Source organism: Micromonospora sp. NPDC000442, from assembly GCF_042898635.1.
Classification (GTDB): Bacteria; Actinomycetota; Actinomycetes; order Mycobacteriales; family Micromonosporaceae; genus Micromonospora.
Genome location: NZ_JBIAYZ010000001.1, coordinates 300,499 through 327,285 on the forward strand (window position 1 = coordinate 300,499; position 26,787 = coordinate 327,285).

Here is a 26,787-nt window from a genome sequence, read left to right on the forward strand (position 1 = left end):
CCACGAACGGAGAGTGGCGCTGATGCCGCAGTCCCGGGAGAGCCACCTCGTCGAGCTGGTCGACGGCACCGGGCAGCCCGTCGGGAAGGCCACGGTGGCCGCCGCCCACCAACCGCCCGGTCAGCTGCACCGGGCGTTCTCCGTACTGCTCGTGGCACCGGATGGTCGGGTGCTGCTCCAGCGGCGCGCCGCGACGAAGACCCGCTTCCCGTTACGCTGGGCGAACTCCTGCTGCGGCCATCCCAGGCCGGGCGAGGCCCTGACCGAGGCCGCCAACCGACGGCTGGCGGAGGAACTGGGTGCCGGGCCGGTGCCGCTGAGCGAGATCGGCGTCTACGTCTACCGTGCCGAGGATCCGGCCACCGGACGGGTCGAGGTCGAGTACGACCACGTCCTGCGCGGCGAGTTCCACACCGACGGGGCACTACGCCCCGAGCCGACCGAGGTGGCGGAACTGAGCTGGGTCGAGCCGGCCCAGCTCGCCGCCGCACTCCGCCTAGACCCCGACGCCTACGCGCCGTGGCTGGGTGGCGTACTGGATCGGCTGCTGCAACCCTCCGAACCGCCCGGGCAGCCGGCCGACGACGCGCCGGAGCGGCCGGGTGGCCGATGAGGCGCTGAGCGCGGGCGCGGTCGCCCAGCGCCTGGGGGTCGCGGTGACCACCCTGCGGACCTGGCACCAGCGGTACGGTCTCGGGCCGAGCGAGCACATTCCGGGCCACCACCGGCGCTACACGTCGGCCGATCTGGCTCGGCTAGAGGTGATGCGACGGCTCACCGCCGAAGGGGTGAGTCCTGCCGAGGCGGCCCGATGGGCCCGTCAGGCACCCGACATCCTCGCGTCTGCCGGCATTTCCCGCGCCGTGCGCAGGCGACGAGACGGCGGCGGTACGACAATCCCGGTCGGCCGGGCCGGACCGGCCGCCCGGGGGCTGGCCCGCGCCGCGATGCGACTGGACGCCGCGGCGATCAGTGAGACGATCTCCCACACCATCGCCGCCGACGGCGTGGTCGCGACCTGGGACCGGCTGCTGCGCCCGCTGCTCGTCGGTATCGGCGAGCGGCACGCCACCACCGGCCTGCTGATCGAGGTCGAGCACCTGGTGTCCCGCTGCGTCTCGGCGGCGTTGGGCGCGGTGGCGTCCGCCGGCCCCGCTCCCGGGCCATCGCGCGTCCTGCTCTCCTGCGCCGACGAGGAGCAGCACAGCCTGCCGCTGGAGGCGCTTGCCGCAGCGTTGGCCGAGGCCGGCGTCGGCTACCGGATGCTCGGTGCCCGGGTGCCGACGGCGGCACTGCTCGCCGCGGTCGACCGGACCGGTCCGGCCGCAGTGGTGCTCTGGTCACAGACTCGGGCCACCGCCGACCCGGCCCAACTCACCGCCCTGCTCACCGCGCCGAACCGGCCGATGCTGGTGCTCGCGGCCGGGCCGGGCTGGCCGGCCCGGGCCCTGCCCGCCGGGGTGGTCCGCCCGACCGACCTGACCGAGGCGGTCTCTCTCACCGTTGCGGTGCACGATTCGCTGAACCGTCCGGCCGCCTCCTGACCCGCCGTGGGTCCACCCGAATCCCGGTGAACTAGCGTCGGGGGGTCCGCGTACCCCGAACCCCCTCTCGGGAGCGAACGATGCGTCGCCGTGCCCTGCTGGTTTTCCTGGTCGTCCTGCTCGTCGCCGGTTGCGGCGGCGGTAGCGGCAGCCCGGAGGCCACCGCCCCGTCCAGCCCGCCACCCTCAGCCGCCCTTCCGCCGGAGCCGGCCCCGTCGCCGACCCGTACCGTGCCGCCGAAGCCACGGCTACGACCGCTGCCGGTGAAACTGCCGGCCGGACTGGTCCGCACCACCGGCACCAAGAAGGTGGCCCTCACCTTCGACGACGGCCCGGACCCGGCCTGGACGCCGAAGGTGCTCGACCGGCTGAAGGCAGCCAAGGTCACCGCCACCTTCTGCGTGGTGGGTACGCAGGTCCGCAAGCATCCGGGCCTGCTGCGGCGGATCGTCCGGGAGGGGCACCAGCTCTGCAACCACAGCTGGAACCACGATCTGGATCTGGCCCGTCGGCCGGTCTCCGAGATCCGCGCCGACCTGGTACGCACCAACCGGGAGATCCGGCGGGCGGTGCCGGACGCGAAGGTGCCGTTCTACCGGCAGCCCGGTGGCCGGTGGACCGCCGAGGTGGTGAAGGTCGCCAAGCAGCTGGACATGCGTTCGTTGCACTGGTCAGTCGACCCGCAGGACTGGGCCAAGCCGACCGCGGCCACCATCGAGAAGCGGGTGAAGCGGTCGGCCCGTCCCGGAGCCGTGGTCCTGCTGCACGACGGGGGCGGTAACCGCTCGGCCACCCTCGCGGCCTGCGCGAAGTTGATCGCCGGCCTGAAGCGCGACCACGGCGTCACCAGGCTCACCTAGACCCGCTTCGAGCTGGCGTTTTTCGGTCCGTTGTGGCTGCCGCCATACCGGTTTGGTCGACCGGTACGCCATCACGTATGCTTTCGAAGCCTCCGGCGGGGCCGGATGGGAGCAAGTCCGCTCAACGTTGCGAGTGTGCAATGATGGCGGGGCCGCCCTCATCGTCTAGCGGCCCAGGACGCCGCCCTTTCAAGGCGGTAGCACGGGTTCGAATCCCGTTGGGGGCACGGTTCGGCTCAGGCCGGAGGCAACACCAGCAAGGTCCTGTGGAGCAGTTGGAGTGCTCGCCGCCCTGTCAAGGCGGAGGTCGCGGGTTCAAGTCCCGTCAGGACCGCAAGCGCTGACGCCGCGCACCTCGCGCGGCGTTCTGCGTATCGGCGCATGTGACCCGTCCCAGCGGCGATCCCGCAGGTTGGGTAGCATGAGCCGAGCACCACGGCCAGGTAGCTCAGTTGGTACGAGCGTCCGACTGAAAATCGGAAGGTCGGCGGTTCGACCCCGCCCCTGGCCACATAGCCTTTCGCCGGGCTATTGCAACGCCGACCAGCGGAAACGCCGGTCGGCGTTCTGCTTTGTGCCCTCCGCTGGTTGATCTCAGCGCCTGAGCAGGACGAACCATCCCATCGCGCCCATAATCAGAAGCAGTGCCAGTGCGAACAGAGCCCGTCCGAGCACGACGGGCACGGGGGTGAGCAGCGGCACCTGCTGAACGAGCAGGCTCGCACCGAGCAGCGCGAGGACGCCACCCCGACGGAGCGGCTCGGACCGCTGGCTCTCGGTCAGCCGCGCAACCCGCACCCAGACAATGGGGAACCGTCGCGTCACCGCGACCCGCACGCCGAGGACGACCACGACAAGGCCGAGGAGCACACTGACGGTACGCAGGGCGACCCACACCGGGTCCGGGTGATCGATCGTCACACGACCAATCATTCAAGTGAGGTCAATACCCGCGCCGAAGCTACGAACGACCCCGGCCGCCACCGGCACGGCCGCCGTCCCGACAGCGGGCGGCAAGCCCGCGCCGGTCCGACCGGGCTCGCGGCAGCGGCCTGCGCCGCCTGTTGCGTCCTGCCGGTCCTGCTGGCCGTCGGGATCATCGGCGGTGCGGGATGGGCGGCGGCCAACCGCTTCCTGCCGGAACAATTCATCACAGATTCCGGCTATCATCGCGATGTGGCGATTGAATGCATGGCGGGACTGGTCCCGGCCGTAGCGCTGTTCCGCTCCCTCGGCGACCCGACCCGGCTGGCCATCCTGCGCCGCCTCACGGTCAGCGAGGCTCGCGTGGTCGACCTGACCGGCGAGCTGGGCATGGCTCAGTCGACGGTCTCCAAGCATCTCGCCTGCCTACGCGACTGCGGCCTCGTCGACTACCGGGTCGAGGGCCGCCAGTCGTTCTACGCGCTGACCCGGCCGGAGTTGCTGGACCTGCTGCGCTCGGCGGAACTGCTGCTGGCGGCCACGGGCGAGGCGGTCGCCCTCTGTCCGGTGTACGGCGACCCGGCGCCCGGAAGCGCGCCGAACCGCCCGCCGGCCGAGGCGCAGGCGTGAGCACGTCGGCACTGGCCCCCGACCGGCGGGCGGTGCTGTCCCGACGCAGCCTGTGGCTGGCCTACGCCACCGCCGGCTACAACCTGCTGGAGGGCCTGGTGGCCATCGCCGCCGGCGCGGCCGCCTCCTCGACTGCGCTGATCGGCTTCGGCCTGGACTCGTTCGTCGAGGTCTCCAGCGCTGCGGTGTTGATCTGGCAGTTTCGCTCCCGGGTGCCCGAGGATCGCGAGCGGCTGGCGCTGCGGCTGATCGGCCTGTCCTTCTTCGCCCTGGCCGCGTGGGTGAGCTTCGACGCAGGCCGCTCGCTGCTGGGCGGCGGAGAGGCGGACGCCAGCCCGGTCGGGATCGGCTTGGCCGTCGCCTCGCTGATCGTCATGCCGTTGCTCGTCGCCGCCAAGCGTCGCACTGGCCGCGAACTCGGCTCCGCCACGGTCATGGCCGACTCCACCCAGACGTTGCTGTGCACGTACCTGTCCGCGGTGCTGCTCGTCGGTCTGCTCCTCAACGCCCTGTGGGGCTGGTCCTGGGCGGACCCGATCGCCGGGCTCGTCATCGCCGGGGTCGCCGTGAGGGAAGGCGTGCAGGCGTGGCGCGGCGAGCACTGCGACGACTGCGCACCCGTTGCGGTCGCCGACATCACCGCCGGCCCCGCCTCGGGCTGCTCAGACAACTGCTGCACCAACCGGAAGGCGTGACGACACGGCCCGGCTCGCACTGCTGCTCTACCTGCTCGGCCTGCTGCTCGCGTTCGGCTGGCGCACGCTCGCGCAGTGGCGCCGCACCGGAGACACCGGCCTGCGTCTCGATGCCGGCCCGCCCGGCACGCTGCGATGGTGGGCCAAGTTGCTGTTCGTCGCCGCCCTCGTACTCGGCCTCGCCGGCCCGGCCGCCGCTCTGGCCGGCCTGCCTCCGTTACCCGGTCTGGACCACCGACCGCTGCACCTCGCAGGCTTCGTCGTGACCGTCGCCGGTATCGGCGCGACGCTCGCCGCCCAACTCGCCATGGGCGCCTCGTGGCGCATGGGAGTCGATCCGTCCGAACGCACCGAGTTGGTGACCGGAGGGGCGTTCGACCGCCGCTACGCGAGACGGGTCGGGCGTTTCCTGCCCGGCCTCGGTCGACTGGCCGGCTGACACAGACCTCTCCACCACCCGGCTCGGATCGATAATCCGAAGTGGCGGCACCGCCGCGCTGCTAGCCGCCGGCCGGTCATCGATCCTGCTGTCGGTGCTGCGTCACACCGCTCTGGATCGCCTCCCAGACGCTACGACCGGCCTGTAGCAGGGTCTCTCCCGCCTGCTCGGCCAGCTGCCGCGTGCCGGACGTTCCACCGGGACCGGGTGGGCCGTGCTCCGGCGGCGCAGTCTCATCGTCTCCCCGGCCAGCCTGCCGACCTTCCCCCCGAGCCTGGCCCTGGTCCCGACCCTGATCCGGCTCCCGCTCCCGACCCCGGCTCTGGTCACGGTCGTCCGGCTCGCGTCCGGCGGTCCGGTCGGCGACCGCGCCGACGGCACCCACCTGCTGCCCCAACTCGTCGGTCGCCCCGCCCGGCTGCCCATCCACCGGCCCCGCGCCGCCGGCTGCCCGGCTCGACGGGCCGGCGACCTCTTCCGGCCCACCGACGGGCCGACCAGACCGGGTGGGCGGTTGAGTCGCCGGACCAGCGGGCCGGACAGCTGCCGGATCCACCGGTCTGGTCCGCCCCAGGGCGGGGTCGGGCCGTCCGGCGGCCTGCCCGGCGGCGGGTCCGACGGTGGCAGCCAACTGCTCGCTCGCGCTGGCGGCCTCGCCCGCCGCCCGGTTCACGTCCTCCAACACCGCGCTCGCAGTATTGGCCAACACATCGATGACCTGCGGGTTCCGGTCGATGGTGGTTAGCGCGCGGTCGAGAATCGTCACCAGCTTCTCCAGGCGCACCTTGAGCAGGGCCTGCGCCTCCACGCCCTCGATGTCGAGTTCGACGCCCTCGACGTGTACCCGGACACCGGCGTCGAGCTGGAGCAGACCGGCGAGCCGGGCGCGCAGGGACAGGTCGGCGTCCAGCCGGTCCACAGAGAGCTGGATCGAGTTGACCGAGACCTTCGGGACGTCGAGCAGCACGTCCGGTTCCGGCCCACCGCCACCGGCCGGGCCGGTCGGCTGCCCGGCACTGGACACCGAGGGCTCTTCGCTGTCTGTCATGTCCCGCTCCGCCTCACCGTCGCGGACCGCCCGGCGACGTCCCGCCGCGCATACCCGCTCTGCGGACGGCCATCCCGGTGAGGAGGCGTATCAGCAGCACATGATCGGATCGAAATCGGCGAGTACAACGATCATCAGGCGGGACGGACATCGGGGGAAGCTGCGCACCGGGGCATGAGCCGGTATGGTCCGGGCCTATGGGACAGGGGATGGCCGATCCTACCGACATCCAGCAGGACCTTGAGCGGTTCGCGCTCCGCAACACCCTGTTCGTGCCCGCCTCCGCCGAGCGAGCGTACGAGGTCTTCACCGGTCGGCTCGCCGACTGGTGGGTGATGGAGTACACCTGGTCGGGCCCCGCCCTCCTGGCCGAACTGGGCATGGAGCCCCGCCCCGGTGGGATGCTCTACGAGGTCGGGCCCTACGGATTCCGCAACGACTGGGGGCGGGTGCTGACCTGGGATCCACCCCGCCGTCTGGTGTTCACCTGGCAGATCGGTGCGGATCGCGCACCGGTGCCCGATCCGGCGCGGGCCAGCGAGGTCGAGGTGCTCTTCACTCCCGCCGAATCCGGCACCATCATCGAGGTGACGCACCGGCACTTCGACCGGCACGGCACGGCTGCCGAGGGTTACCGAAAAGCCCTGACCGCCGGTTGGCACGAGTTGCTCTCCCGTTACGCGACGGCGCTGATCCACTCGCCGGCATGAGCGCCGTGCCGGGCGCGATGACCGACGCCAGCGGTCAGTCGGCCCGATGCCGCAGCGTCGCCACCGTCGAGCCGGCCAGGGTGAGCAGGCACTCCGGCAGCAGCCCGTCGGCGGCCGCCGCGCCGAACAGCGCCCGGGCGGTGTCGAGGTCGGCGTTGGCGTACGCGCTGACGAAGCGGGCCACCCATCGGGCGTCGTACCCGGCCTGGTCGATACCCGGGAAGTCGAGCGCGCAGGCCCCGGGCGGCACCGGATCCCCGACCATCGTCGCGGCCAGGCACCACGCCACGTCGTACGCGCCGGTCAGGCCGGCCCGGTCGACCACCGCGTCGAAGGTCCCCACCACCGCCTCGGAGTCCCCGTCGAGGGCCGAGCTGAGGATGGCGGCGGCATCCTCGAACATCTGCTGTGGCGAGTCGGTCACGGACCGCACAGTACGGGTACCGGTCAAGGAACCCGCCGCGATTACTCTCCGCACATGGTGGAGGCGACCTGCGGATAGACCTGCCTCCACGGTCCCGCCGCCCGTCACGGCACGCTAGTCTGCGCAGCGGACCTTCGCCCGAGGAAGGACGACCATGCACATGTCGCGCGGCTCGCGGACGGCCATCCTGGCTGTCTGCGCCACGGTCCTGCTCACCACCAGTGCCTGCGGGGAAGACCAGCCCGAGGAGGCGACCACCCAACAGGTGCGCCTCTACGGCACGGACGGCAACATGCTCAACTCGTACCCGGAGGAGTTGCAGGATCGCGCCGGCCTGGTCGACGGGATGAAGGGCACCACCCCGCTCACGCCGCTGCCGGACGACTTCAAGAACCGGCTACGGTCCGTGGACCCGAGGCTTACCGACTTCCTCTACGCCGCCGAGGCGTACGACGCGGTGGTGATCAGCGCACTCGCGGCGCAGCTCGCCGGCTCGACCGACTCCGCGGCCATCGCCAAGCAGATCGTGGGCGTCACGAACGACGGCACGGGCTGCACCTCGGTGGGTCAGTGCCTGCGGCTGGCCCGCCAGGGCACCGACATCGAGTACCGCAGCGTGTCGATCACCCGGGCCGGCTTCACTGACGCGGGCGAGCCGGCCACCGCCAGCTACGCCACCCTGCACTTCGACGGTCAGCAGCTCAACGACGCCAAGACGGAGTTCGTCGGCGCCGGTGACGAGTCGACGGCCAGCAGGAAGGCACCGCCGAAGGGTAAACGGCAGAACGGTACCTTCCCCGACCCGGAGAGCGGAGCCCCGCTGGTTCTGGGCGGTCTGCTGCCCAAGACCGGTGACCTGGCAATCGCCAACCCGCCGATCGCGGCCGGTGCGGCGCTCGCGCTCAAGGAGATCAACGCGGCCGGCGGGGTGCTCGGCGAGGACGTGGTGTGGATCGACGGCGACGACGGCACCAGCCCGGCCGTGGCGAAGGCGACCGTGGCGAGCCACATCGACGCCGGCGTGCACGTGATCATCGGTGCCGGCGGCTCGGGCATCTCCGCGGCCGTGCTGCCCGACGTGGTGGACGCCGGCCTGATCCTGTTCTCGCCGTCGAACACTGCGGCGGACCTGACCGGGGCCGACGACAAGGGTCTCTACTTCCGCACCGCTCCGCCGGACAGTCTCCAGGGGCGGGCGCTGGCCGACGTGATTCTCCGGGACGGCCCACAGAAGATCGCCATCGTGGCGCGTGAGGACTCCTACGGCAAGGGGCTCCGGGAAGTCGTGCGGGCCGAGCTGGAGCGGGCCGGATTCGGCGGCGACAAGGTGAAGCTGCTCGGCTACGAGCCCGGGGAGGACGCCGAGGCCGCCCCGATCAACTTCGGTGCGGGCGCCAAGCAGATCAAGGAGTTCGGGGCCGACGCGGTGCTGATCATCGGCTTCAGCGAGTCCGCCGCGGTGATCCGGGCGCTCGCCGACGCCGACGTACCGCTGGCCGCGCTGGCCTCCTGATCCGGCAGACGCCGACGGCCGCACCGCGCACGGTGCGGCCGTCGCTGTTTCCGGGCCTCCTAGCGCCCGCGCCGCCGTTCGAGGAACTCGGTCATCCGGCGCTGCTTCTCCTCGTCGGTGAAGAGCACCGCCTGGCTGACCAGGTCCAGCTGTGGATGCGCGGCGGCCGGGGCGTCGACGGCGAGCTTGGTCAACCGCAACGCCAACGCCGAACCCTTGGCCATCTCGTCGATCAGCCCGTGTGCCGCCGGCAGCAGTTCCTCCGGCGTGGCCACCACCCGGTTCACCAGGCCGATTCGCAGCGCCTCCGCCGCGTCCACCCGTCGGCCGGTGAACAACAGCTCCTTGGCCAGTGCCTCACCCACCAGCGCCGGCAGCCGGTGGGTGGCGCCGGCACCGGCCAGGATGCCGAGCCGCACCTCCGGCTGGCCGAAGACCGCCCGCGCCGAGCAGACCCGCAGATCGCAGGCGTACGCCAGTTCCGCACCGCCGCCGAGGGCCGGCCCGTCGATCGCCGCCACGGTCGGCATCGGCAGTGCCCGGATCCGGGCGAAGGCCGCCGAGTTGATCGCGGCAAGTGCGTCCAACCGGCCGCGCTCGCGGAGCTGGGCGATGTCCGCGCCGCCGGCGAAGATCCCGTCGGTGCCGCCGGTCAACAGCAGCATCCGGGGGCGTGCCTCCAACTCGGCGCAGACCTCGTGCAGGGCCGTGATCAGGTCGACGTCGATGGCGTTGCGCTTCTCCGGCCGGTCCAGCGTCACCACCAGCCGGTCCGGCTGTTCCTCGACCCGCAGTCCGCTGCTCATCGCGCCGCCTCCGGCGACGGTCCCGCACCGTCCGGGACCGGTCCCACCGAAGCGCCGCCAGCGGCCTCGAGAGGCTCGCTGCCGCCCGAGCGCACCCCGTCGGTCCACCGGTAGAAGCCCTGCCCAGACTTCTTGCCCAGCCGGCCAGCGGCGACCAGTTCCACAAGCAGCGGCGGCGGGGCGAACCGGTCACCGTACGCGGCCTGCAACGTCCGCGCGATGTCCAGGCGCACGTCCAGACCGACCAGGTCGGTCAGCTCCAGCGGCCCCACCGGGTGCCGGTAGCCGAGCACCATCGCCTTGTCGATGTCGGCGGGACTGGCGACCCCGTCGGCGACCATCCGGATCGCCTCCAACCCGAGGGTCACGCCGAGCCGTGACGTGGCGAAGCCCGGCATGTCGCGTACCACGACGGGGTCCTTGCCCAGCCGGCCGGCGAGCGCGACGGCCGCGTCCGTGGTCTTCGGGGAGGTGGCCGGCCCGACCACGATCTCCAGCAGCGCCATCGCCCAGACCGGGTTGAAGAAGTGCAGCCCGCAGAAGCGCGCCGGCCGGTTCAGCTCCGCCGCAAGGTCGGTGATCGGAATGCTGGAGGTGTTGCTGCCCAGCAGCGCCGGGCGCAGCGCCTCCGCTTCGGCGAGCACGGCCCGCTTGAGGTCGGCCCGTTCCGGTACCGCCTCCACGATCACGTCCGGTGCCGGTGCGACCTCGGCGAGCCCTGCCCGCAGGGTGATCCGTGCCCGGTCGGCGGCGGCCTGCTCGGCGCTGAGTCTGCCCCGCCGCACGGCCCGCTCCCCGAGTTCGGCGAGCCGCCGCACCGCCGCGGCACCGCGCTCCCGGTCCACCTCGACCAGCTCCACGGCGTGACCGCTGCCAGCCGCCACGTACGCGATGCCGAGACCCATCGTGCCGGCACCCACCACCACGAACCGTTCCGTCATCGCGACACCACCGCACAGTGAGAATGGGTCCCTGGCTCAACCCGGCGGCGCGCGGGGTCTCCGCCACGCCGGGTGTCAGCCCGTACGCTCCGCTCAGTCATGCTGCGACCCTATGCAGCGCCGGCCCCGGTCCCATGCGTGGGGGCGGGCGAGATCGGGTACAGACCGCCGACAACCGAGGGAAGGACGAGCAGATGAGCCAGGCACCGGAGACCGTGGACGGCGCGGGCGCCGAAGGGACCGTCGAGACGCGCGGCGACGAGCGCGTCGAGCTGCTGCGTGCCGACACCAACAACGACGGCCGGACCGACGTGTGGGTGGTCGACACCGACGGCGACGGCAAGGCCGACCTGTTCCAGTTCGACACCGACGGTGACGGCAAGGTGGACGTCACGATGGTCGACATCGACGAGGACGGCCAGCCCGACGAGGTGGTCGACGGCGACGGCGGGCTCCCCCCGGAGCAGCTACCGCCGACCGTCCAGGTCTGAGGTGTGCGGAAGGGGCCCTGTCGACACCTCCGGTGGAGCAGGGGCCCTTCTCAACACTTTCGCTGCGCGCTGTCGCCGGTTCAGCGGGTCAGTTGCAGGGTGGCGAGGTAGTACGGAGCGTCGCGGTTGTCCACCTCGACCAACTGCCAGGGGGAGCCGTGCACCAGCCCGGCGAGTTCCTCGGGCGAACAGACCAGGTAGTCGAACCAGGGCGTACCCAGCTCCCGGTAGCGCAGTCGCAGCCGCAGCTGCCCACCCAGGCGGCCCCGCCGCCGATTGTTCTCGTGGTACGTGGTGTGCACCGGATCCCTGGTGCCGTACGGGTCGGTACCGTGGGCGATCACCTGCGCGCCGGGACGGGCCAGTGCCGCCAGCGCGGTGAGGAAGACCGGAGCCCGTTCCCGTCCCTCCATCAGGCCGAGGTTGTTGCCGAGCAGCAGGAACGTGTCGTACCGACGCCCGCTCGCGGCGTGCTCGTCGACGGTGGCGTGCACCAGGTCGCGTACGCCCCGGCGGCGGCACACCTGCAACGCGCCGGCTGAGGTGTCCAGCCCGGTGACCGGTACGCCCCGCTCCTGCAACAGCAGCGCGATCCGTCCGCCGCCGACACCGATGTCCAGCGTCGCGCCGCGTACCCGGTCGACCGCCCGGTGGTCGTGCGGCTGCCAGTCCTGCGGTCCGTCGAGATAGTGGGCGGCCGGTGCGCCGTTTACCAACCCGTCGTCCCGCTCGATGATCTCGATGACCGGGCGGGGCAGGCGCCCACCGGCCAGCGGCCGGGGACCGATGCCGGTCGCCACGGCCAGCGCGTCGCGCAGCAGTTCCCCGAAGACGTCACCGATCCGTGGCTCCCCCGTCACATCCTTCACGCTATCCGGCCGGTCAGTTGGCCGCAGCGCCCGTATCCTGGCGGCGTGACCACGCTGGACCGCCTCTCCGCCGAGAAGTACATCCTCCTGACGACGTTCCGTAAGGACGGTCGTGCGGTGCCGACCCCGGTCTGGGCGGTGCGCGACGGCGACGCCCTGGCGGTGTGGTCGGCGGCCGACGCCGGCAAGGTGAAGCGGATCCGCCGCAGTGGGAACGTCACGGTGGCCCCCTGCGACGTGCGCGGCCGGCCGCACGGCGAGGCGGTGCCCGCCCGGGCGAGCCTCTACGACCCGGGCGCGACCAACCGCATCCGTGGCCTGATCAAGCAGAAGTACCGGGTGATCGGTCGGCTGACCCTGCTCGGCAGCCGGCTGCGCCGGGGCGAGGGCGGCACGGTGGGCATCCGGGTCGAGCTGACCGACTGACGGGCTGGCCCGGGGCTCGGGACTTCGCCCGGTCCGGGCATGGCGAAGGGCGGCGGAGCGAGTCCGCCGCCCTTCGTGAAGCCCTGTTATCAACCGTGTGGTCAGTCCCCCTGGCGCTGCTGCGGGATCTGCCCCTGCAACAGTGCCCTGACCTCAGACTCGCGGTATCGGCGGTGGCCGCCGAGGGTCCGGATGGCGCTCAGCTTGCCAGCCTTAGCCCAACGGGTCACCGTCTTCGGGTCGACACGGAACATCGACGCCACCTCGGCCGGTGTGAGTAGCGGCTCTGGTTCGTGCGTTCGCGATGCCATCGGTCACTCCTCCACATGTATAGACATCGGCCGGGGTCCCGCCGGCCGACGCGTCTCCCATGGTCCGGCTAGTCCCCGATGTCCGACATGGGCCGAACGGCCGAACGTCCCTAGACGGACGGATGAACCATGCCCGATTTATACGACTTTTACACGCCAGAAAATAACTTATTCGGACTCATGATCACGGTTCGTGATGCGTCAACTACGAACCAGCCTCGCGTTGAGCCCTGAAATTAGGACATTAGGGGCCTAGTTGCAACGCTCCAGAAGTTGCACCGCGCGCCACCGGGCGACCAACTTGTCGTACGCCGCCGAGGCTTCCTCCGCCTCGCCCCGGGACAGCCCGGCCAGCCCGGCCGCGACCAGTTCCGGCGAGTCGTCCTCGGCCAGCGTCTCGTCGGAGAGCAGTTCCACCAACCCGCCGTAGTCGAGTTCCACCACCGAACGCGGGTGGAACTCCTCCAGCCAGCGGGCCGCCTCCTCGACCGCCTCCGTGATCGGTGCGTCGCCGACCGACTTACGGAGCACCGCGAGCGCCCGGGACGAGCGGCGGCGGGCCTTGGAGATCTCCGTCCGGAAGCGCAGCGAGCGCCGGTCCGGAACGGTGACGTGGTTGCGCTCCTGCGCCTCGAAGAGCACGAACCAGCGCAGCGGCACGCCCCAGGTCGCGATCTGTTCGTGCACCCGGGGGACGCCGTGCTCCAGCACCCGGGCACCGCTGCGCCAGTCCTCCACCACGGCCTTGGCCTGCCCGGCCAGCACCGGCGGCACGAAGGCGTCGGCCAGCACCGGCGGTACGCCGTCCCGCGCGCTCAACGCCGCCTCGGCCACCCGGATACGCAGGTTCCACGGACACACCAGCAGGGTCTCGTCGGTCTCCAGCACGTACGCCTCGTCAGGCAGGTCCGGCAGCCGCGTCCAACCGGCACCGAGCGCCTCGATCACCGAGGTCCGCTGCCGGCCGGGCCCCTCGACCGGCGCCACGGCCCGCCCCTGCTCGACGTAGCGCCGCCAGTAGGACTGGCGATCCCGGTCGAAGGCGGTCAGCGGCTCGTACACGCGCAGGTATGAAGCGAAGAGCGACGGCACGGCGCGATCCTCCCACGAACGGCAAGCCGAGCGTTGCTCGGCGTCATCGGGCGACCCGCGCCGCGCAGGAGCAACCCGGGCAAAGCCCCGGTGCCGCCCCCTCGCCCGCGACGACGGCGAGGCCGGGACGGACTGCCCGCAGGGCGGGACGACGACTACTCGGGAGAGCGGCGCGACACGCGCCGATACTAGGCTCGCAACACCGGCAGCATCCCCGCCGGCGTTGACCAGGTCCGCGCCTCACAAGGGCGCCCGCCGACACAGGAGCCAGTCATGGGCGTATTCGCCACCACGGACGACCCGGAGTCCACGGGTCACGAGCAGGTCGTGTTCTGCCAGGACAAGCAGACCGGCCTGAAGGCGATCATCGGCATCTACTCCACCGCGCTGGGTCCCGCGCTCGGCGGCACCCGGTTCTACCCGTACGACAGCGAGGAGGCCGCCCTCGCCGACGTGCTCGACCTCTCCCGCGGCATGGCGTACAAGAACGCCCTCGCCGGCCTGGACCTGGGCGGCGGCAAGGCGGTCATCTGGGGTGACCCCGAGCAGATCAAGAGCGAGGCGCTGCTGCGCGCCTACGGCCGCTTCGTGGAGTCCCTGGGCGGCCGGTACTACACCGCCTGCGACGTCGGCACCTACGTGCCGGACATGGACGTGATCGCCCGGGAGACCCGGTACGTCACCGGCCGCAGCCGCGAGCACGGCGGGGCGGGCGATTCCTCGATCCTCACCGCCTGGGGCGTGTTCCAGGGCATGCGGGCGGCGGCCGAGCACGTCTGGGGCGTACCGACGCTGCACGGTCGGCGGGTCGGCGTCGCCGGGCTGGGCAAGGTCGGCAAGTACCTCGTCGGTCACCTGTTGGAGGACGGGGCCGAGGTGGTCGCCACCGACGTCAAGGCACGGGCACTGGACTGGGCACGCACCACGCACCCCCAGGTGCACCTCGTCGACGACGTCTCCGCGCTGGTCGCCGCCGACATCGACGTGTACGCCCCGTGCGCCCTCGGTGGCGCCCTGGACGACGACACGGTGGCGGCGCTGCGCGCCAAGGTGGTCGCCGGGGCGGCCAACAACCAGCTCGCCCACTCCGGCGTGGAGAAGCTGCTCGCCGACCGGGGCATCCTCTACGCGCCCGACTACGTGGTGAACGCCGGCGGTGTGATCCAGGTCGCGGACGAGATCGAGGGCTTCGACTTCGAGCGGGCCAAGCTGCGCGCCACCCGGATCTACGACACCACGCGCGAGATCCTCCGCCTCGCCGACACCGACGGCGTACCGCCGGCCGTGGCGGCGGACCGGCTGGCCGAGCGGCGGATGGCCGAGATCGGCCGACTGCGCACGATCCACCTACGCTGACGACGCACCGTCGGGGGCGGGCCGGCGTCCTGCCCCCGACGCTCCGGTCCGACCGAGGGGAACCGCCAACAGGGCGGTGGACGCGAGACGCCACGCCGCAGCCCGGCCAATCCGGTTGCCGGTCGCTCTAAGCTGAAGATACGCCGCGTTCGCGGAGATTTGCCCCGCGTCACGACCGATCTCGGCACCGCCCCTTACCGGGTACAATGGGTGACGTCCTGACAACCGCAACGCGCGGTCGTGGTCGTAGGTAACCCGAGGTGCCGAACGGTGGCATCCCCATGTACCGTAAGAGCCACGAGAGATGCCTGACGTCATCGGGGCCCGCCTTCGGGCTGCCCCGCATTCTGTGCGAGGGGGTCGAGCCATGGGGCGCGGCCGTGCTAAGGCCAAGCAGACAAAGGTGGCCCGGGAGCTGAAGTACCACTCCCCGAACACCGACCTCGCCGCCTTGCAGCGAGAACTCGGCGGCAGCGGTAAGTCGGACCGCAACTTCGACGACGACTACAAAGAGTACGTCGACGATGACGAGGACCACTCCGACGACGACCCGGACAACTGGGTCCGTCCGACCCGCTGACCCCCGGTCACATCTGAGCACGCGGTGACTGCCCGCGTGCTCACGCATGTGCCCGCTACGCAGCGGCGTGCAGCACCCGACGAGTCGAGGGCCCACCACGGCCGGACGATGCTCCGGCGGCGTGGCGGGCCCTCGGCACCGACCGGTCAGCGGGGACGGTTGTTCCAGTTGTAGAACGTCGGGATGTTTTCGAAGTGGTTCCAGGCGCAGACCGCGCTGGCCCCGTCGCCACCCGCCACCTCCGCCCGTAGTTGACGCGCGACCTCGGCCTCGTGGAGCAGGGCGTTGAGTCCGGCAGCGGCCTCACGCACCCGGTCGGCGACCCGGTCGGGCTCGTCTCCCGTGACGGTCTCAGGCTCCCGGTGACTGGTGGTCTCGGGCATGCTCCAACACTCCCTCCAGTAGGCGGATCTTGCTGTTGCGGCAGTGCTCGGTCTCCGTACCGTCAAAACGCCCCAGCTCGAAGTAGCGGTTGGCTGCGTGGCCTCCGCCACAGAAGCCGAAATACGGGCAGGAGGAGCGACACGCCTCCACACCGTCGATGAACTCGCCGACCCAGGGTGTGCGCTCCGCGTCGGCCAGGATGGTGTGCAACGGGGTGGTGAGCACGCTTCCGCTGGAGAAGTCGCCGTAGCGGGGATCGGTGAAGCCGGCCAACTCGGGTGAGAGCACCACGACCGAGCCGTCGTACGCCACGGTCGGTATCGGGTCGAGCCGGCTGGGCAGCAGATCGTCCGCCGTCCCGTCCAGCACCGCCCCGGCGTACCGCAACGACCACTCCACCTCCCGCAGGTGGATCCGGGGATCCCGCCGCCAGGCCGAGACCAGCTCGGCCCAGAACCCGGTCACGGCCGGGGCGTCATGGGCGTTGTCCCGGGTGTTGACTCCCTCGGTCTCCTCGATGTTGACGCCGAGCACCTCGCAACCGAGGTCGAGGAAGTAGTCGTACAGCTCGGTGGCCCGTCCGGGGGACGGGTCGTTGACCACCGCGAGCGCCGAGAACGGCAGCCCGTGTCGACGCAACGCGGCCACCCCGCGGACGATCCGGTCGTACGCTGGTCGGCCGGCCCGGCTGACCCGCTCGCCGTTGCGCTCCCGCGGCCCGTCCACACTCACGCTCACCCGCATCCGGTGCCGGGCGAAGAACTCGCACCAGGCGTCGTCGATCAGGGTGGCGTTGGTCTGGACGTGGTGCTCCACCTCGGGCCCGAAGGGTGCCATCAGCGCCGCCAACCGCTCCCGGCCGGCGGCCAGCGGCTCTCCACCGTGCCAGACCACGGAGAACCGGTCCGTGGACGCCCACCGGTTCACCGAGGCGGCCACCGCCTCGGCCACCGCGACCGGCATCTGCCGGTCCGCCGCCCGAAACGGCAGGTAGCAGTACACGCAGTCGAGATTGCAGAGGGTGGTGGGCTGCATCACGACGTACGACGGGACGGTGGCCAGGCCCCGCATCCCGCCCAATGACCGTCCCCGCGCAGCCATCGCCCTCCTCCGTAGCGGTCTTGGGCTGCCAGGCGCGACCCGGCATGGGCGCGCCCCCGCAGCTCTCGAGGGTGCCCTTCAGGCTAGGCCGCGACGGCCACTCGGGTGAAGCCCTGATCAGGTGGTCGGACGATCAGCGCAAAGTGATCATCCTCGGGTGTGCTGGCCGACCATCCGCACCTCACCGGTGCCCTCGATGATCTCGCCGACCTGCCAGGCGTCGACGCCCCGCCCGGTGAGCGTGGCCAGCGCCCGGTCGGCGTCCTCCGCCGACACGATCGCGAACATGCCGACGCCCATGTTGAAGGTCGCTTCCATCTCCGGGTCCTCGATCCGACCCTTGGACTGGACCAGGTCGAAGACCGGCTGTGGCTTCCACGTCGACCGGTTGACCACGGCGTCCACGTGCTCCGGCAGGATCCGCACCAGGTTGCCGGGGATACCGCCGCCGGTGACGTGGGCCAGGGCCCGCACCTCGGCCTCCGCGATCAGCTTGAGGCAGTCCTGCGCATAGATCTTGGTGGGGGTGAGTAGTTCCTCGCCGAGGGTGCGCTGGCGACCGAAGTCGTCGATCACCACGTCCAGCCGCATCCGGCCGGCGCCGAGCAACACGTGTCGGACCAGGGAGTAGCCGTTCGAGTGCAGGCCGGACGAGCGCATCGCGATCACCACGTCGCCCACCTCGACCCGCTCGGAGCTGAGGATGTCGCTCTCCTCCACCACACCGACGCCGGTGGCGGAGATGTCGTACTCGTCGGGGCGCAGCACGCCCGGGTGCTCGGCCGTCTCCCCGCCCAGCAGCGCGCAGCCCGCGTACCGGCAGCCGTCGGCGATGCCGGCGCCGATCTCGGCGACCTTGTCCGGTACCACCTCGCCGGTGGCGATGTAATCCAGCAGGAACAGCGGCTCCGCGCCGCAGGCGACCAGGTCGTCGACGACCATCGCGACCAGGTCGATGCCGACCGTGTCGTGGATGTTCATCTGCTGGGCGATCACCAGCTTGGTGCCGACGCCGTCGGTGGAGGAGGCCAGGATCGGGTGCTTGTACTTCGTGGTGTCCAGCCGGAACAGGCCGGCGAAGCCGCCGAGGTCGCCCATCACCTCCGGCCGGCGGGTCTGCTTCACCTTCGACTTGAGCAGTTCCACGGCACGGTCGCCCGCCTCGATGGACACGCCGGCGTCCGCGTACGAGACCGCGCGTTTGCGCGCCGGGCGGCCGGAACCGGCCGTCCATGGCTGACGGTCCCCGCCAGCGCCGCTCGGGCTGCTTCCTGCGCCGCTGCGCTCGGACACGTGCGTCACGGTTCTCCCCTTTGTGGTTCTCGGCTGTCGCGTCGACGGTGACCGGCACGGCAGCCGGGCGGTGCTACGGGCGGTTTTTGGTCGCCGACGGTTTGAGGTCGCCGAAGCTGCTGTCGAGTGGCGGGACGAGTTGCTCGGCGGGGTCGATGTCCTCGGCCGTACGGTTTGCGACCCGACGGCCGATCCCTTCGAGCACGTGCTTGCCGATCAGGTTGCCGACGGGCAGCTCGATCGGGTACTCCCCGTCGAAGCAGGCCCGGCAGAGCCGCGTTTTCGGCTGCTCGGTCGCGGCGATCAGGCCGGACAACGAGACGTAGCCCAGCGTGTCCGCGCCGATCGAGCGCCGGATGCCGTCGTTGTCGAGGCCGTTGGCGAGCAGTTCGGCGCGGGTGGCGAAGTCGATGCCGTAGAAGCACGGCCAGGAGACCGGCGGCGAGGAGATGCGTACGTGCACCTCCACCGCACCGGCCTCGCGCAGCATCCGCACGATCGCGCGCTGGGTGTTGCCGCGGACGATGGAATCGTCGACCACGACCAGGCGCTTGCCCCGCACGTTCTCCCGCAGCGGGTTGAGCTTGAGCCGGATGCCGAGCTGACGCAGCGTCTGCGACGGCTGGATGAAGGTACGTCCCACGTACGGGTTCTTCACCAGGCCGGCACCGTAGGTGATGCCGGACTCCTCGGCGTAGCCGATCGCTGCCGGCGTGCCCGACTCGGGCACCGGGATCACCAGGTCAGCGTCGACCGGGTGCTCCTTGGCCAGTTGCCGCCCGATCTGCACCCGGGCGGCGTGCACGTTGCGGCCGGCGATGGTGGCGTCCGGCCGGGCGATGTAGACGTACTCGAAGAGGCAACCCTTGGGCTCGGGGGCGGCGAACCTGGTGGACCGCAGCCCCTCCGCGTCGATCGCGATCAGCTCGCCCGGCTCGACCTCGCGGACCACGCTGGCACCGACGATGTCCAGCGCGGCGGTCTCGCTGGCCACCACCCAGCCGCGCTCCAGTCGGCCCAGCACCAGCGGACGCACGCCATGCGGGTCGCGCGCGGCGTAGAGGGTCGACTCGTCCATGAAGACGAAGCTGAACGCGCCTCGCAGCTGCGGCAGGACCTCCAGCGCGGCGGCCTCGACGGAAAGATCCGGCCGGCTGGCCAGCAGCATCGTGACCAACGAGGTGTCGTTTGTCGAACCGTCGGCGCCCAGGCTGCGCTCGGCCACCTCACGCTGCAACTCGGCCGTGTTGACCAGGTTTCCGTTGTGTGCCAGCGCGATGGTCGTGCCCGAACTGGTCGCCCGGATGGTCGGCTGGGCATTCTCCCAGGTCGACGCGCCGGTCGTGGAGTAACGCGCGTGCCCGATCGCGACATGCCCGCGCAGGCTGGCCAACGTCGGCTCGTCGAAGACCTGGGCCACCAGGCCGAGATCCTTGTAGACCACCACGCCGGAGCCGTCGCTTACCGCTATGCCGGCCGCCTCCTGACCCCGGTGCTGCAACGCGTACAACCCGAAGTAGGTCAGGTTGGCGACCTCCTCCCCCGGGGCCCAGACGCCGAAGACTCCGCACGCGTCCTGGGGGCCGGGTCGCTGGGGATCAAGGTCGTGGCTCAGCCGGCCGTCGCCTCGGGGCACCTGCCGCTCCCTCTTGCTGGTCTGGACTGGCCTGGCGGAACCACGGGGGTTGCTCCGCACCTCTCGGCCGGGACCACACTGTCGTCGCCTGACAGTGTACGCGAATCCATGTCGCCACATACAGTCACACTGTCACCGCTATGCGTCATCCGGTCTCAGCCGTCACCCCAGTTCGAGGGGCAGATACGTGGACAGGTCCGCGCGAGCCCCACTCGCCTTGACGCGACCCTCCGTGACCGTCCGAGTCCAGTCGAGTCGCCCCGTGGCCAACCCGAGCCAGGTTTCCGGATCCATCTCCACCGTGTTCGGGGGAGTACCGCGGGTGTGTCGCGGCCCCGGCACACACTGAACTGCACCGTAAGGTGGGACACGCACCTCCACCGATCGGCCGGGGGCGCGGTCCGCGAGGAGGGTCAACAAGGCCCTGACCGCCTCGCGGAGCACCGACCGTTCGGGTGCACGCCCCTCGTCGAGCGCCGACAACGCTGCCGCCACCGAGGCGGACTTAATGTACGGAGAGGACACGACGGGACGATACGGCGTGACCGCGCCGACCGTCACGCTGGCCCTGGGTCGCGCCGATCCGGCCCGACAAGGCATAGTTGCCGACGGCGTATTCGTACCGTGATGTTCCCCCGACCGGCACCCGCCGGACAGGGGAGGTCAGTCCGGAAGGCGGTGGACGTGTCAACACACCGACGAGCCTGGCACAAGCGGGCCGGTGTGGTCGTGGCGCTGATGATCGGCGCCCTGCTCGCCGCCCCAGCCACACCCGCCTTCGCCGAGGACCCGGACGTCCAGATCACGGGCCTGTCGAACGGTACCCTCCAGTCCGGTCAGCAAACGTCAATGACGTTCACCGTCAAGAACAACAACGAAGCTCCGACGCCCTTCAGCGTCACCGTCAGCACCTTCAACGGCCTGAGCTGCCAGGGCGACTGCAACGTCCCGGCCCGGTTGATCCCGGCCGGCGAGGAAGCACAGTTCAGGGCGACCTTGGCCGCGGGTGACGTGCCGGCCGGCCAGGAGCGGTCCGGCAAGGTGCGGGTCTCAGCTCGGGCCGGCGGCGACGAGGGCAGCGACGAGCGCGACATGACGGTGCGGGGTCCCAACCCGCCGCCGACGACACAGGCGCCGCAGACGGTGCGGTCGATCTCCGGCAAGGTCGTCGACCAGGGCGGCGAGGCGGTGGCGGGCGCGTACGTCCTGCTCAAGGACAGCGCCGGCAAGCAGCGGGAGACCACCGCCAACGGCGACGGCAACTTCCGGTTCACCGGCAGCAGCGACAACCCGATCGCCCCCGGACGGATCGACATCGGCGCGAGCGCCAACAACCAGACGGGACTCGTGAGCTTCACCGCCAACGCCGGGCAGAGCATCACCGGGCGGCGGATCACCCTCCCGATCGCGGCGTCGGAGAGCCCGAGCGCCAGCCCGTCGGCCAGCGAGTCGGCGGTGCCGACCGAGGATCCGTTCGAGGAGGAGCTCGGCGAGGAGGAGGAGACCGCCGCCGAGAGCGTTGCCGCCCAGGCCCCGGCCTCCAACGAGGATTCCGGTGGATTCGGCAACTGGCTGCTCATCCTGCTGGGCGGTCTCTTCGTGGCCGTCGGTGTCGGCACGATCGTGCTGCTCTGGATGAAGCGCAAGGAAAACGAGGACGGCGAGCCCGACGGTGATGTTCCCGCCGGCACTCCGGCCGGTGCGGTCCCGGCGGCCCGCGGCTCGTTCGTCGGCGCGGACGACCAGACCCGGGTGGTGAACCGGGTCGGTGGCGCACCGGACCCGACAATGGTCGGCGGTGCCGGGTTGGCCAACGCGCCGACGATGATGCACCAGCCGGTCGTCGACGACGTTCCCCCGGACCCGTACGGCGCACCGCCGCAGCCCTACGGTGCCGCGAGCGGGCCGGGTGGCTGGTCCGGTGGTGGTGGTTACGGCGACGAGCCGGGCGGCTACGGCGCTCCGGGCTACGGCAACGCCCCCTCGTCGGGCGGCGGCTACGGCAATGCCCCGTCGTCCGGCAGCGGCTACGGCAACAGTCCGTCGTCCGGCAGCGGCTACGGCAGCCGCGACTACGGTGCCGGCAACGCCGGCCCGGACTACCCTCCGGCAGGTGGCGGCTACGACGAGCCGACCGGCCGCTACAAGGGCGAGGAGACGGCCTACCCGGCCCCCGCCGACCCGTACGCCACCGGGATGTACCAGCCGGAGCCCGGCCAGGGCTACGGCCAGTCCGAGCCGGGCGGCTACGGGCAGGGTGAGGCCGGCGGCTACGGCCAGAGCGACCCGACCCGAGGCTACGGCCAGGGCGAACCGGGCGGCTACGGCCAGAGCGACCCGAACCGTGGCTACGGCCAGGGCGAGCCGGGCGGGTACGGCCAGAGCGACGCGACTCGCGGCTACGGCGAGGCTGAGCCGGCCGGCGGATACGGCCAGGGCGACCCGAACCGTGGCTACCCTCCCGGGCAGTCGGGCGGCGGCTACGGCGCAGCACCGAATGGCGGGTACGACCAGCCGGCCGGGGGCTACGGCCAGGAAGCCGGGCACCAGCGCGGTGGCTACGACAACACCAGCTACGACGGCGCTTACGACCAGGGTGGCTACGGCGGCCCGGCCAGCGGCGGATACGGCCAGGACGCACCGCCGCGCGGTGGGTACGACCAGGGTGGCTACGGTGGCGCCCCGGCCGGCGGCGGGTACGGTCAGGAGCCCCCACGGCAGCGCGGCGGTTACGACAACGGCTACGACCAGGGTGGTTACGGCCAGGGCGGCGGCTACAGCGACCCGGCACAGGCCGGCCGCGGCCGTCCCGACGGCGCACCCCAGGACCGCGGCGGTCGCCGCCTGGACTGGCTCGACGACTAGATCCTGTCGCAGTCCTCGGTCGAGCCGAGGACGCCGTCCATGCGGCGGCCGGCAAGGCCCGAGCAGTCGTCGCGGTGGTTCCGTCCTGGTCGGACGCGGGGAGGCACGGCACCGACACGAGGTGACGTGCCGACCCCGGCGGTGGACGGGTAGGCCCCGACGCCCTGCACCGCCAGCGGTCAGGCGGCGGAGAAGACGCCCTGGCGGAGCAGTGGGATGACCGCGGAGGTGTCGACGCGTACCGCGATCTCGACATCCTCGGCGAAGCCGCCCTCGATCAGCTCTCGACCGGAGACACAGCCACGGATCGCCGCCGGTACGTCCGGGGTGCTGGCCAGCGCGGCCAGTGCCATTGCCGCCTCCACCGAGAGCCCGCCGGGCGCGCCGGAGAGGGCGTCCAGCACACTGGCCGCGCCCAGCTGGTCCTCCACCGAGGGGCGCAACGATCCGTCCGGCCACCGTTCACCGGCGGCCACCACACCGACCGGGGCGGCGGTCGAGCCGTACCCCTGGCTGGTCAGCCAACGCCCGACGGCGCGGGCGTTGCGCAGGTTGGCCGCGACCACCGGTAGCCCGGTGGCGCTGGCGGCGGCGCTGATGGCCGATCCGTTGGGCGACGGCAGTACCAGGTCGGGTACCACCGGAGCCCGACTCAGCGCGGCCGGCGACAGCGACCACGGATGTTCGCGGGTGACCTGTCGGCGGCCGGTCGCGGCGACCGCGCCGACCCGACGCGCGTAGGCGGCGGCCTGCTCGCCCCAGGGGAACGGATGCACCCGCATCCCCCGCCCCACCGCCACCTCGACGGTGGTGGTGAACGACAGCACGTCCACCACCACCAGTACCGCGCAGACCCGGCCGAGTTCGGCCGCACCCGCCAGACCCCAGTCGAACCGGACCCCCGACCCGGGTTGGGCGGATACGGCCGCGGCCAACGCCTCAGCGCTCGTCGGGCGCGGGGGGCTGCTCGGTGTCACCGTGCTGCGGAGCGTCCGCCCCGGATGCCTCGTGGCTGCCCGCCGGAACGGCCGGATCGGCGGCCTCGGCCGACTGCGGGGTCGCCGCGACGCGACCGTCGCGCACCGGCGGGGTGGCCCGCTCGGCCGGTCGGTCGGCCGCCTCCTCGGTCGGATCCGCCGACAAAGCGGCCTCGGCCGACGCCGGTGCGGTCTGCACCTCGCCGGTCGGCTCGCCACCGTCCTGCTCGCCGTCGACCGGCTCGGCCTGCTGACGGGCGGTGGCCTGCCCGGGGGTCGGTTCAGGACCGGTCGTCGTTGCGCCGGGCGCGTCGGCCCGCGACGCGGCGTCGTGGGCGGCGGCCTGGTCGGCCCCGCCGGCTGGCGCGTCGATGACGACCTCGGCAACCGCCGGTGCGGTCACCTCGAACGGCTGCACGCCGCCGAACAGGGCCGGCAGGGTGCCGGTGTACGCCTCGCGCAGCTCGTCCAGGCCGATCCGGAACTGGCCGTGCACCTCCAGCGCGCCGGCCGTCGGGTCGGTCACGCCGATCAGCTCCCACGGCACGCCGTGCTCACCGCAGAGCGCGGTGAACGCCTTCTCGTGACCGCGCGGCACCGACACGAGCACCCGACCCGCGGACTCGCTGAACAGGAAGACGAACGGCATCGAGTTGCCCTCGAACCGCTCCGGCACCGCGATCCGGGCCCCGACGCCATGACGCAGGCAGGACTCCACCAGGCTCTGCGCGAGACCGCCGTCGGAGAGATCGTGCGCGGAGCTGAGGTGCCCGACCCGAGCCGCGTCGGCCAGCAGGCCGGCGAGCTGCTTCTCGCGCGCCAGGTCGACGTGCGGGGGTACGCCACCGAGATGCTGGTGGGTGACCCAGGCCCATTCCGAGCCGGAGAGTTCCACGTGCGTCTCGCCGAGCAGGTAGAGCTGGTCGTGATCGGCGCCGGGGCGCGGAACGAAGCCCGACGCCACCCGGTCGGCCACGTTCTCCAGCACGCCGAGGACGCCGACGACCGGCGTGGGGTGGATGGCCGCCGCCCCGGTCTGGTTGTAGAAGCTGACGTTGCCGCCGGTCACCGGGATGCCCAGCTCGGCGCAGCCGTCGGCCAGGCCGCGTACGGCCTCGGCGAACTGCCACATCACGCCCGGGTCCTCGGGTGAGCCGAAGTTCAGGCAGTCGGTGACCGCGATCGGCGTCGCCCCGGTCACCGACACGTTCCGGTACGCCTCGGCCAGCGCCAGCTTGGCACCCTGGTACGGGTCGAGCCGGGCGTACCGGCCGTTGCCGTCGACGGACAGCGCCACGCCCAGCCCGGTGCGCTCGTCGACGCGGATCACGCCCGAGTCCTCCGGCTGGGCGAGCACGGTGTTACCCAGCACGTAGCGGTCGTACTGCTCGGTGACCCAGGTCTTGTCGCAGAGGTTGGGCGAGGCGATCATGCGCAGCACGGTCTCGCGCAGCGTGTCCGGGTCGCTCGGCCGGGGCAGCGTCTCCGCCCGGTCGGCCTGGAGCAGGATCAGGTCCGCCGGCTCGCGCATCGGCCGGGCGTAGACCGGCCCGTCGTCCACAAGCGAGCCCGGCGGTACGTCCACCACCAGGTGATCCCGCCAGGTGATGAGCAGCCGACCCGGCGAGCCGTCCGACTCGGGCGCGGTGACCTCGCCGATGGCGGTGGCCCAGACGCCCCACTTCTCGGCGGTCTTGAGCACCGCCTCCAGCTTCTCCGGCGCGACGACCAGCAGCATCCGCTCCTGGGACTCGCTGGCCAGGATCTCGTGCGGCTCCATCGAGGGCTCGCGCAGCGGCACCCGCTCCAGCCACACCCGCATGCCGGTGCCGGCGGAGGCGGCCGTCTCGGTCAGGGCGCAGGTCAGGCCGGCACCGCCGAGATCCTGGATGCCGACGACCAGCTCGGCGTCGTACAGCTCCAGGCACGCCTCGATCAGCAGCTTCTCCATGAAGGGGTCACCCACCTGCACGGAGGGGCGACGCTGCTCGCTGCCCTCGGTGAAGGTGGCGCTGGCCAGAACCGAGACCCCGCCGATGCCGTCCCGGCCGGTCTTGGCACCCATCAGTACCACCACGTTGCCCGGCCCGTTGGCGTCCTTCTTCTGCAGCCGGTCGACCGGCAGCACGCCCAGGCAGAGCGCGTTGACCAGCGGGTTGCCCTGGTAGCAGGGGTCGAAGACCACCTCACCACCGATGTTGGGCAGGCCGAGGCAGTTGCCGTAGCCGCCGACACCGGCGACCACGCCGGGCAGCACCCGGGCGGTGTCCGGGTGATCGGCGGCGCCGAAACGCAGCGGGTCCATCACCGCCACCGGGCGGGCGCCCATCGCCAGGATGTCGCGGACGATGCCGCCGACACCGGTCGCCGCGCCCTGGTACGGCTCGACGAAGCTCGGGTGGTTGTGCGACTCGACCTTGAAGGTCACGGCGAGTTCGTCGGAGATCCGTACGACCCCGGCGTTCTCCCCGATGCCGGCGAGCAGCCGGTCGCTCGGCGGGGCCTTCTCGCCGAACTGCCGCAGATGCACCTTGCTCGACTTGTAGGAGCAGTGCTCGCTCCACATGATCGAGTACATCGCCAGCTCGGACTGGGTCGGCCGGCGGCCCAGGATGTGCCGGATGCGGTCGTACTCGTCGTCGGCGAGCCCCAGTTCGGCGTACGGCTGGAGCTCCTCCGGGGTGCCCGCGGCGCGCGGCACGGTGTCCACCCCGTCGGCCCAGTCGGACACGGCGGCGTGCCGGGCCGGGGTGGCCGGCGGAGCGGCGGCTGGCTGCGGCTGCGCCGGGACCGCCTCCGGGTTGTCCCGCACCGGGTCCGGATGCGTGGTCATGACATCTCCTTGTTGCGCTCGCCGCCCGACGGGCGGGTG

At 71.8% G+C, this 26,787-nt stretch carries 27 protein-coding genes, 3 tRNA genes and 1 pseudogene; 16 read left to right on the top strand and 15 right to left on the bottom strand.

The window, feature by feature from the left end; genetic code table 11:
- Positions 1–22 precede the first annotated feature (22 nt).
- The 6 genes from idi to ACFY2A_RS01500 all read left to right on the top strand — a co-directional run bounded on the left by idi (position 23) and on the right by ACFY2A_RS01500 (position 2,915).
- Positions 23–613 (top strand): isopentenyl-diphosphate Delta-isomerase, encoded by a 591-nt coding sequence (idi, locus tag ACFY2A_RS01475; RefSeq protein ID WP_387167016.1) that lies wholly within the window; start codon positions 23–25, stop codon positions 611–613.
- On the top strand, positions 603–1,544 hold the full coding sequence (locus tag ACFY2A_RS01480; RefSeq protein ID WP_387167019.1) for a MerR family transcriptional regulator: 942 nt from the start codon (positions 603–605) through the stop codon (positions 1,542–1,544). The genes idi and ACFY2A_RS01480 overlap by 11 nt, the downstream gene beginning before the upstream one ends.
- A gap of 80 nt (positions 1,545–1,624) precedes the next feature.
- Positions 1,625–2,404, top strand: a complete 780-nt coding sequence (locus ACFY2A_RS01485; RefSeq protein WP_363921384.1) for a polysaccharide deacetylase family protein — start codon at positions 1,625–1,627, stop codon at positions 2,402–2,404.
- Positions 2,405–2,558: 154 nt separating this feature from the next.
- A tRNA-Glu gene (locus ACFY2A_RS01490) sits at positions 2,559–2,631 on the top strand.
- A gap of 33 nt (positions 2,632–2,664) precedes the next feature.
- Positions 2,665–2,738, top strand: a tRNA-Asp gene (locus ACFY2A_RS01495).
- 103 nt (positions 2,739–2,841) lie between these two features.
- Positions 2,842–2,915: transfer RNA gene (locus ACFY2A_RS01500), tRNA-Phe, on the top strand.
- A gap of 83 nt (positions 2,916–2,998) precedes the next feature.
- Here ACFY2A_RS01500 and ACFY2A_RS01505 read toward each other — a convergent pair.
- Positions 2,999–3,325, bottom strand: coding sequence for a hypothetical protein (locus tag ACFY2A_RS01505; RefSeq protein WP_387167022.1), 327 nt, complete (start codon positions 3,323–3,325; stop codon positions 2,999–3,001).
- A gap of 270 nt (positions 3,326–3,595) precedes the next feature.
- Between ACFY2A_RS01505 and ACFY2A_RS01510 the strand changes: the two genes are divergently transcribed.
- The 3 genes and pseudogenes from ACFY2A_RS01510 to ACFY2A_RS01520 form a co-directional block, all read left to right on the top strand.
- Entirely contained in the window at positions 3,596–3,958 is a 363-nt protein-coding gene (locus ACFY2A_RS01510; RefSeq protein ID WP_387167499.1) for an ArsR/SmtB family transcription factor, read from the top strand.
- Positions 3,955–4,653, top strand: a complete 699-nt coding sequence (locus tag ACFY2A_RS01515; RefSeq protein ID WP_363921380.1) for a cation transporter — start codon at positions 3,955–3,957, stop codon at positions 4,651–4,653. Before ACFY2A_RS01510 ends, ACFY2A_RS01515 begins: the two co-directional genes overlap by 4 nt.
- A 19-nt stretch (positions 4,654–4,672) precedes the next feature.
- Positions 4,673–5,029 (top strand): annotated as a pseudogene (locus ACFY2A_RS01520) (isoprenylcysteine carboxylmethyltransferase family protein); the annotation flags it as partial.
- A gap of 139 nt (positions 5,030–5,168) precedes the next feature.
- On the opposite strand, the gene ACFY2A_RS01525 reads toward ACFY2A_RS01520, so the two are convergent.
- Positions 5,169–6,140, bottom strand: coding sequence for a hypothetical protein (locus tag ACFY2A_RS01525; RefSeq protein ID WP_387167025.1), 972 nt, complete (start codon positions 6,138–6,140; stop codon positions 5,169–5,171).
- Positions 6,141–6,337: 197 nt separating this feature from the next.
- Here ACFY2A_RS01525 and ACFY2A_RS01530 point away from each other — a divergent pair, with 197 nt between their 5' ends.
- Positions 6,338–6,850 (top strand): SRPBCC family protein, encoded by a 513-nt coding sequence (locus ACFY2A_RS01530; RefSeq protein ID WP_387167028.1) that lies wholly within the window; start codon positions 6,338–6,340, stop codon positions 6,848–6,850.
- Between the two features lie 34 nt (positions 6,851–6,884).
- Here ACFY2A_RS01530 and ACFY2A_RS01535 read toward each other — a convergent pair whose 3' ends face one another.
- Entirely contained in the window at positions 6,885–7,274 is a 390-nt protein-coding gene (locus ACFY2A_RS01535; RefSeq protein ID WP_363921372.1) for a hypothetical protein, read from the bottom strand.
- A 154-nt stretch (positions 7,275–7,428) separates the two neighbouring features.
- Here ACFY2A_RS01535 and ACFY2A_RS01540 point away from each other — a divergent pair, with 154 nt between their 5' ends.
- Positions 7,429–8,787, top strand: coding sequence for an ABC transporter substrate-binding protein (locus ACFY2A_RS01540; RefSeq protein WP_387167031.1), 1,359 nt, complete (start codon positions 7,429–7,431; stop codon positions 8,785–8,787).
- 59 nt (positions 8,788–8,846) lie between these two features.
- On the opposite strand, the gene ACFY2A_RS01545 is transcribed toward ACFY2A_RS01540, so the two are convergent.
- Together ACFY2A_RS01545 and ACFY2A_RS01550 are read right to left on the bottom strand one after the other, a co-directional pair.
- Positions 8,847–9,593: an enoyl-CoA hydratase/isomerase family protein gene (locus ACFY2A_RS01545; RefSeq protein ID WP_363921368.1), complete on the bottom strand. Its 747-nt coding sequence runs from the start codon at positions 9,591–9,593 to the stop codon at positions 8,847–8,849.
- Positions 9,590–10,534: a 3-hydroxyacyl-CoA dehydrogenase family protein gene (locus tag ACFY2A_RS01550; RefSeq protein ID WP_387167034.1), complete on the bottom strand. Its 945-nt coding sequence runs from the start codon at positions 10,532–10,534 to the stop codon at positions 9,590–9,592. Before ACFY2A_RS01550 ends, ACFY2A_RS01545 begins: the two co-directional genes overlap by 4 nt.
- Positions 10,535–10,728: 194 nt before the next feature.
- Here ACFY2A_RS01550 and ACFY2A_RS01555 point away from each other — a divergent pair, with 194 nt between their 5' ends.
- On the top strand, positions 10,729–11,025 hold the full coding sequence (locus tag ACFY2A_RS01555) for a hypothetical protein (protein WP_363921364.1): 297 nt from the start codon (positions 10,729–10,731) through the stop codon (positions 11,023–11,025).
- Between the two features lie 80 nt (positions 11,026–11,105).
- On the opposite strand, the gene ACFY2A_RS01560 is transcribed toward ACFY2A_RS01555, so the two are convergent.
- The gene (locus ACFY2A_RS01560; protein ID WP_387167037.1) at positions 11,106–11,885 is read right to left on the bottom strand and encodes a class I SAM-dependent methyltransferase; all 780 of its coding nucleotides are present in this window, start codon (positions 11,883–11,885) and stop codon (positions 11,106–11,108) included.
- 54 nt (positions 11,886–11,939) lie between these two features.
- On the opposite strand from ACFY2A_RS01560, the gene ACFY2A_RS01565 reads away from it, so the two are divergent.
- Positions 11,940–12,320, top strand: coding sequence for a PPOX class F420-dependent oxidoreductase (locus ACFY2A_RS01565; protein WP_203999126.1), 381 nt, complete (start codon positions 11,940–11,942; stop codon positions 12,318–12,320).
- Positions 12,321–12,421: 101 nt separating this feature from the next.
- On the opposite strand, the gene ACFY2A_RS01570 is transcribed toward ACFY2A_RS01565, so the two are convergent.
- The gene (locus ACFY2A_RS01570; RefSeq protein WP_007073996.1) at positions 12,422–12,631 is read right to left on the bottom strand and encodes a BldC family transcriptional regulator; all 210 of its coding nucleotides are present in this window, start codon (positions 12,629–12,631) and stop codon (positions 12,422–12,424) included.
- A 252-nt stretch (positions 12,632–12,883) separates the two neighbouring features.
- Positions 12,884–13,723 (bottom strand): hypothetical protein, encoded by an 840-nt coding sequence (locus ACFY2A_RS01575; RefSeq protein WP_269740393.1) that lies wholly within the window; start codon positions 13,721–13,723, stop codon positions 12,884–12,886.
- A 273-nt stretch (positions 13,724–13,996) separates the two neighbouring features.
- Between ACFY2A_RS01575 and ACFY2A_RS01580 the strand changes: the two genes are divergently transcribed.
- Together ACFY2A_RS01580 and ACFY2A_RS01585 are read left to right on the top strand one after the other, a co-directional pair.
- On the top strand, positions 13,997–15,079 hold the full coding sequence (locus ACFY2A_RS01580) for a Glu/Leu/Phe/Val dehydrogenase dimerization domain-containing protein (RefSeq protein ID WP_363921359.1): 1,083 nt from the start codon (positions 13,997–13,999) through the stop codon (positions 15,077–15,079).
- 367 nt (positions 15,080–15,446) lie between these two features.
- Positions 15,447–15,659: a DUF3073 domain-containing protein gene (locus tag ACFY2A_RS01585; protein WP_093403828.1), complete on the top strand. Its 213-nt coding sequence runs from the start codon at positions 15,447–15,449 to the stop codon at positions 15,657–15,659.
- A 146-nt stretch (positions 15,660–15,805) separates the two neighbouring features.
- On the opposite strand, the gene amcA is transcribed toward ACFY2A_RS01585, so the two are convergent.
- The 5 genes from amcA to ACFY2A_RS01610 form a co-directional block, all read right to left on the bottom strand.
- Complete coding sequence (gene amcA, locus ACFY2A_RS01590) at positions 15,806–16,042, bottom strand: multiple cyclophane-containing RiPP AmcA (protein WP_363921357.1); 237 nt, start codon at positions 16,040–16,042, stop codon at positions 15,806–15,808.
- The gene (gene amcB / locus ACFY2A_RS01595; RefSeq protein ID WP_387167502.1) at positions 16,011–17,114 is read right to left on the bottom strand and encodes a cyclophane-forming radical SAM peptide maturase AmcB; all 1,104 of its coding nucleotides are present in this window, start codon (positions 17,112–17,114) and stop codon (positions 16,011–16,013) included. The genes amcA and amcB overlap by 32 nt, the downstream gene beginning before the upstream one ends.
- A 177-nt stretch (positions 17,115–17,291) precedes the next feature.
- Positions 17,292–18,446, bottom strand: coding sequence for a phosphoribosylformylglycinamidine cyclo-ligase (gene purM / locus ACFY2A_RS01600; RefSeq protein ID WP_363921355.1), 1,155 nt, complete (start codon positions 18,444–18,446; stop codon positions 17,292–17,294).
- A 64-nt stretch (positions 18,447–18,510) separates the two neighbouring features.
- Positions 18,511–20,073 carry an amidophosphoribosyltransferase gene (gene purF / locus ACFY2A_RS01605; RefSeq protein ID WP_387167043.1) on the bottom strand — a complete coding sequence of 521 codons (1,563 nt, stop codon included), beginning with the start codon at positions 20,071–20,073 and terminating at the stop codon, positions 18,511–18,513.
- Positions 20,074–20,235: 162 nt separating this feature from the next.
- A complete protein-coding gene (locus tag ACFY2A_RS01610; protein ID WP_387167505.1) occupies positions 20,236–20,568 on the bottom strand; it encodes a sterol carrier family protein in 333 nt (110 codons plus the stop codon).
- A gap of 129 nt (positions 20,569–20,697) precedes the next feature.
- Between ACFY2A_RS01610 and ACFY2A_RS01615 the strand changes: the two genes are divergently transcribed.
- Entirely contained in the window at positions 20,698–22,938 is a 2,241-nt protein-coding gene (locus ACFY2A_RS01615) for a carboxypeptidase regulatory-like domain-containing protein (RefSeq protein WP_387167046.1), read from the top strand.
- Positions 22,939–23,117: 179 nt separating this feature from the next.
- Here ACFY2A_RS01615 and ACFY2A_RS01620 read toward each other — a convergent pair whose 3' ends face one another.
- Both ACFY2A_RS01620 and purL read right to left on the bottom strand, forming a co-directional pair.
- Positions 23,118–23,873 carry a 2-phosphosulfolactate phosphatase gene (locus ACFY2A_RS01620; protein WP_387167049.1) on the bottom strand — a complete coding sequence of 252 codons (756 nt, stop codon included), beginning with the start codon at positions 23,871–23,873 and terminating at the stop codon, positions 23,118–23,120.
- A gap of 4 nt (positions 23,874–23,877) precedes the next feature.
- Positions 23,878–26,748 carry a phosphoribosylformylglycinamidine synthase subunit PurL gene (purL, locus tag ACFY2A_RS01625; RefSeq protein ID WP_387167052.1) on the bottom strand — a complete coding sequence of 957 codons (2,871 nt, stop codon included), beginning with the start codon at positions 26,746–26,748 and terminating at the stop codon, positions 23,878–23,880.
- Positions 26,749–26,787: the final 39 nt, after the last annotated feature.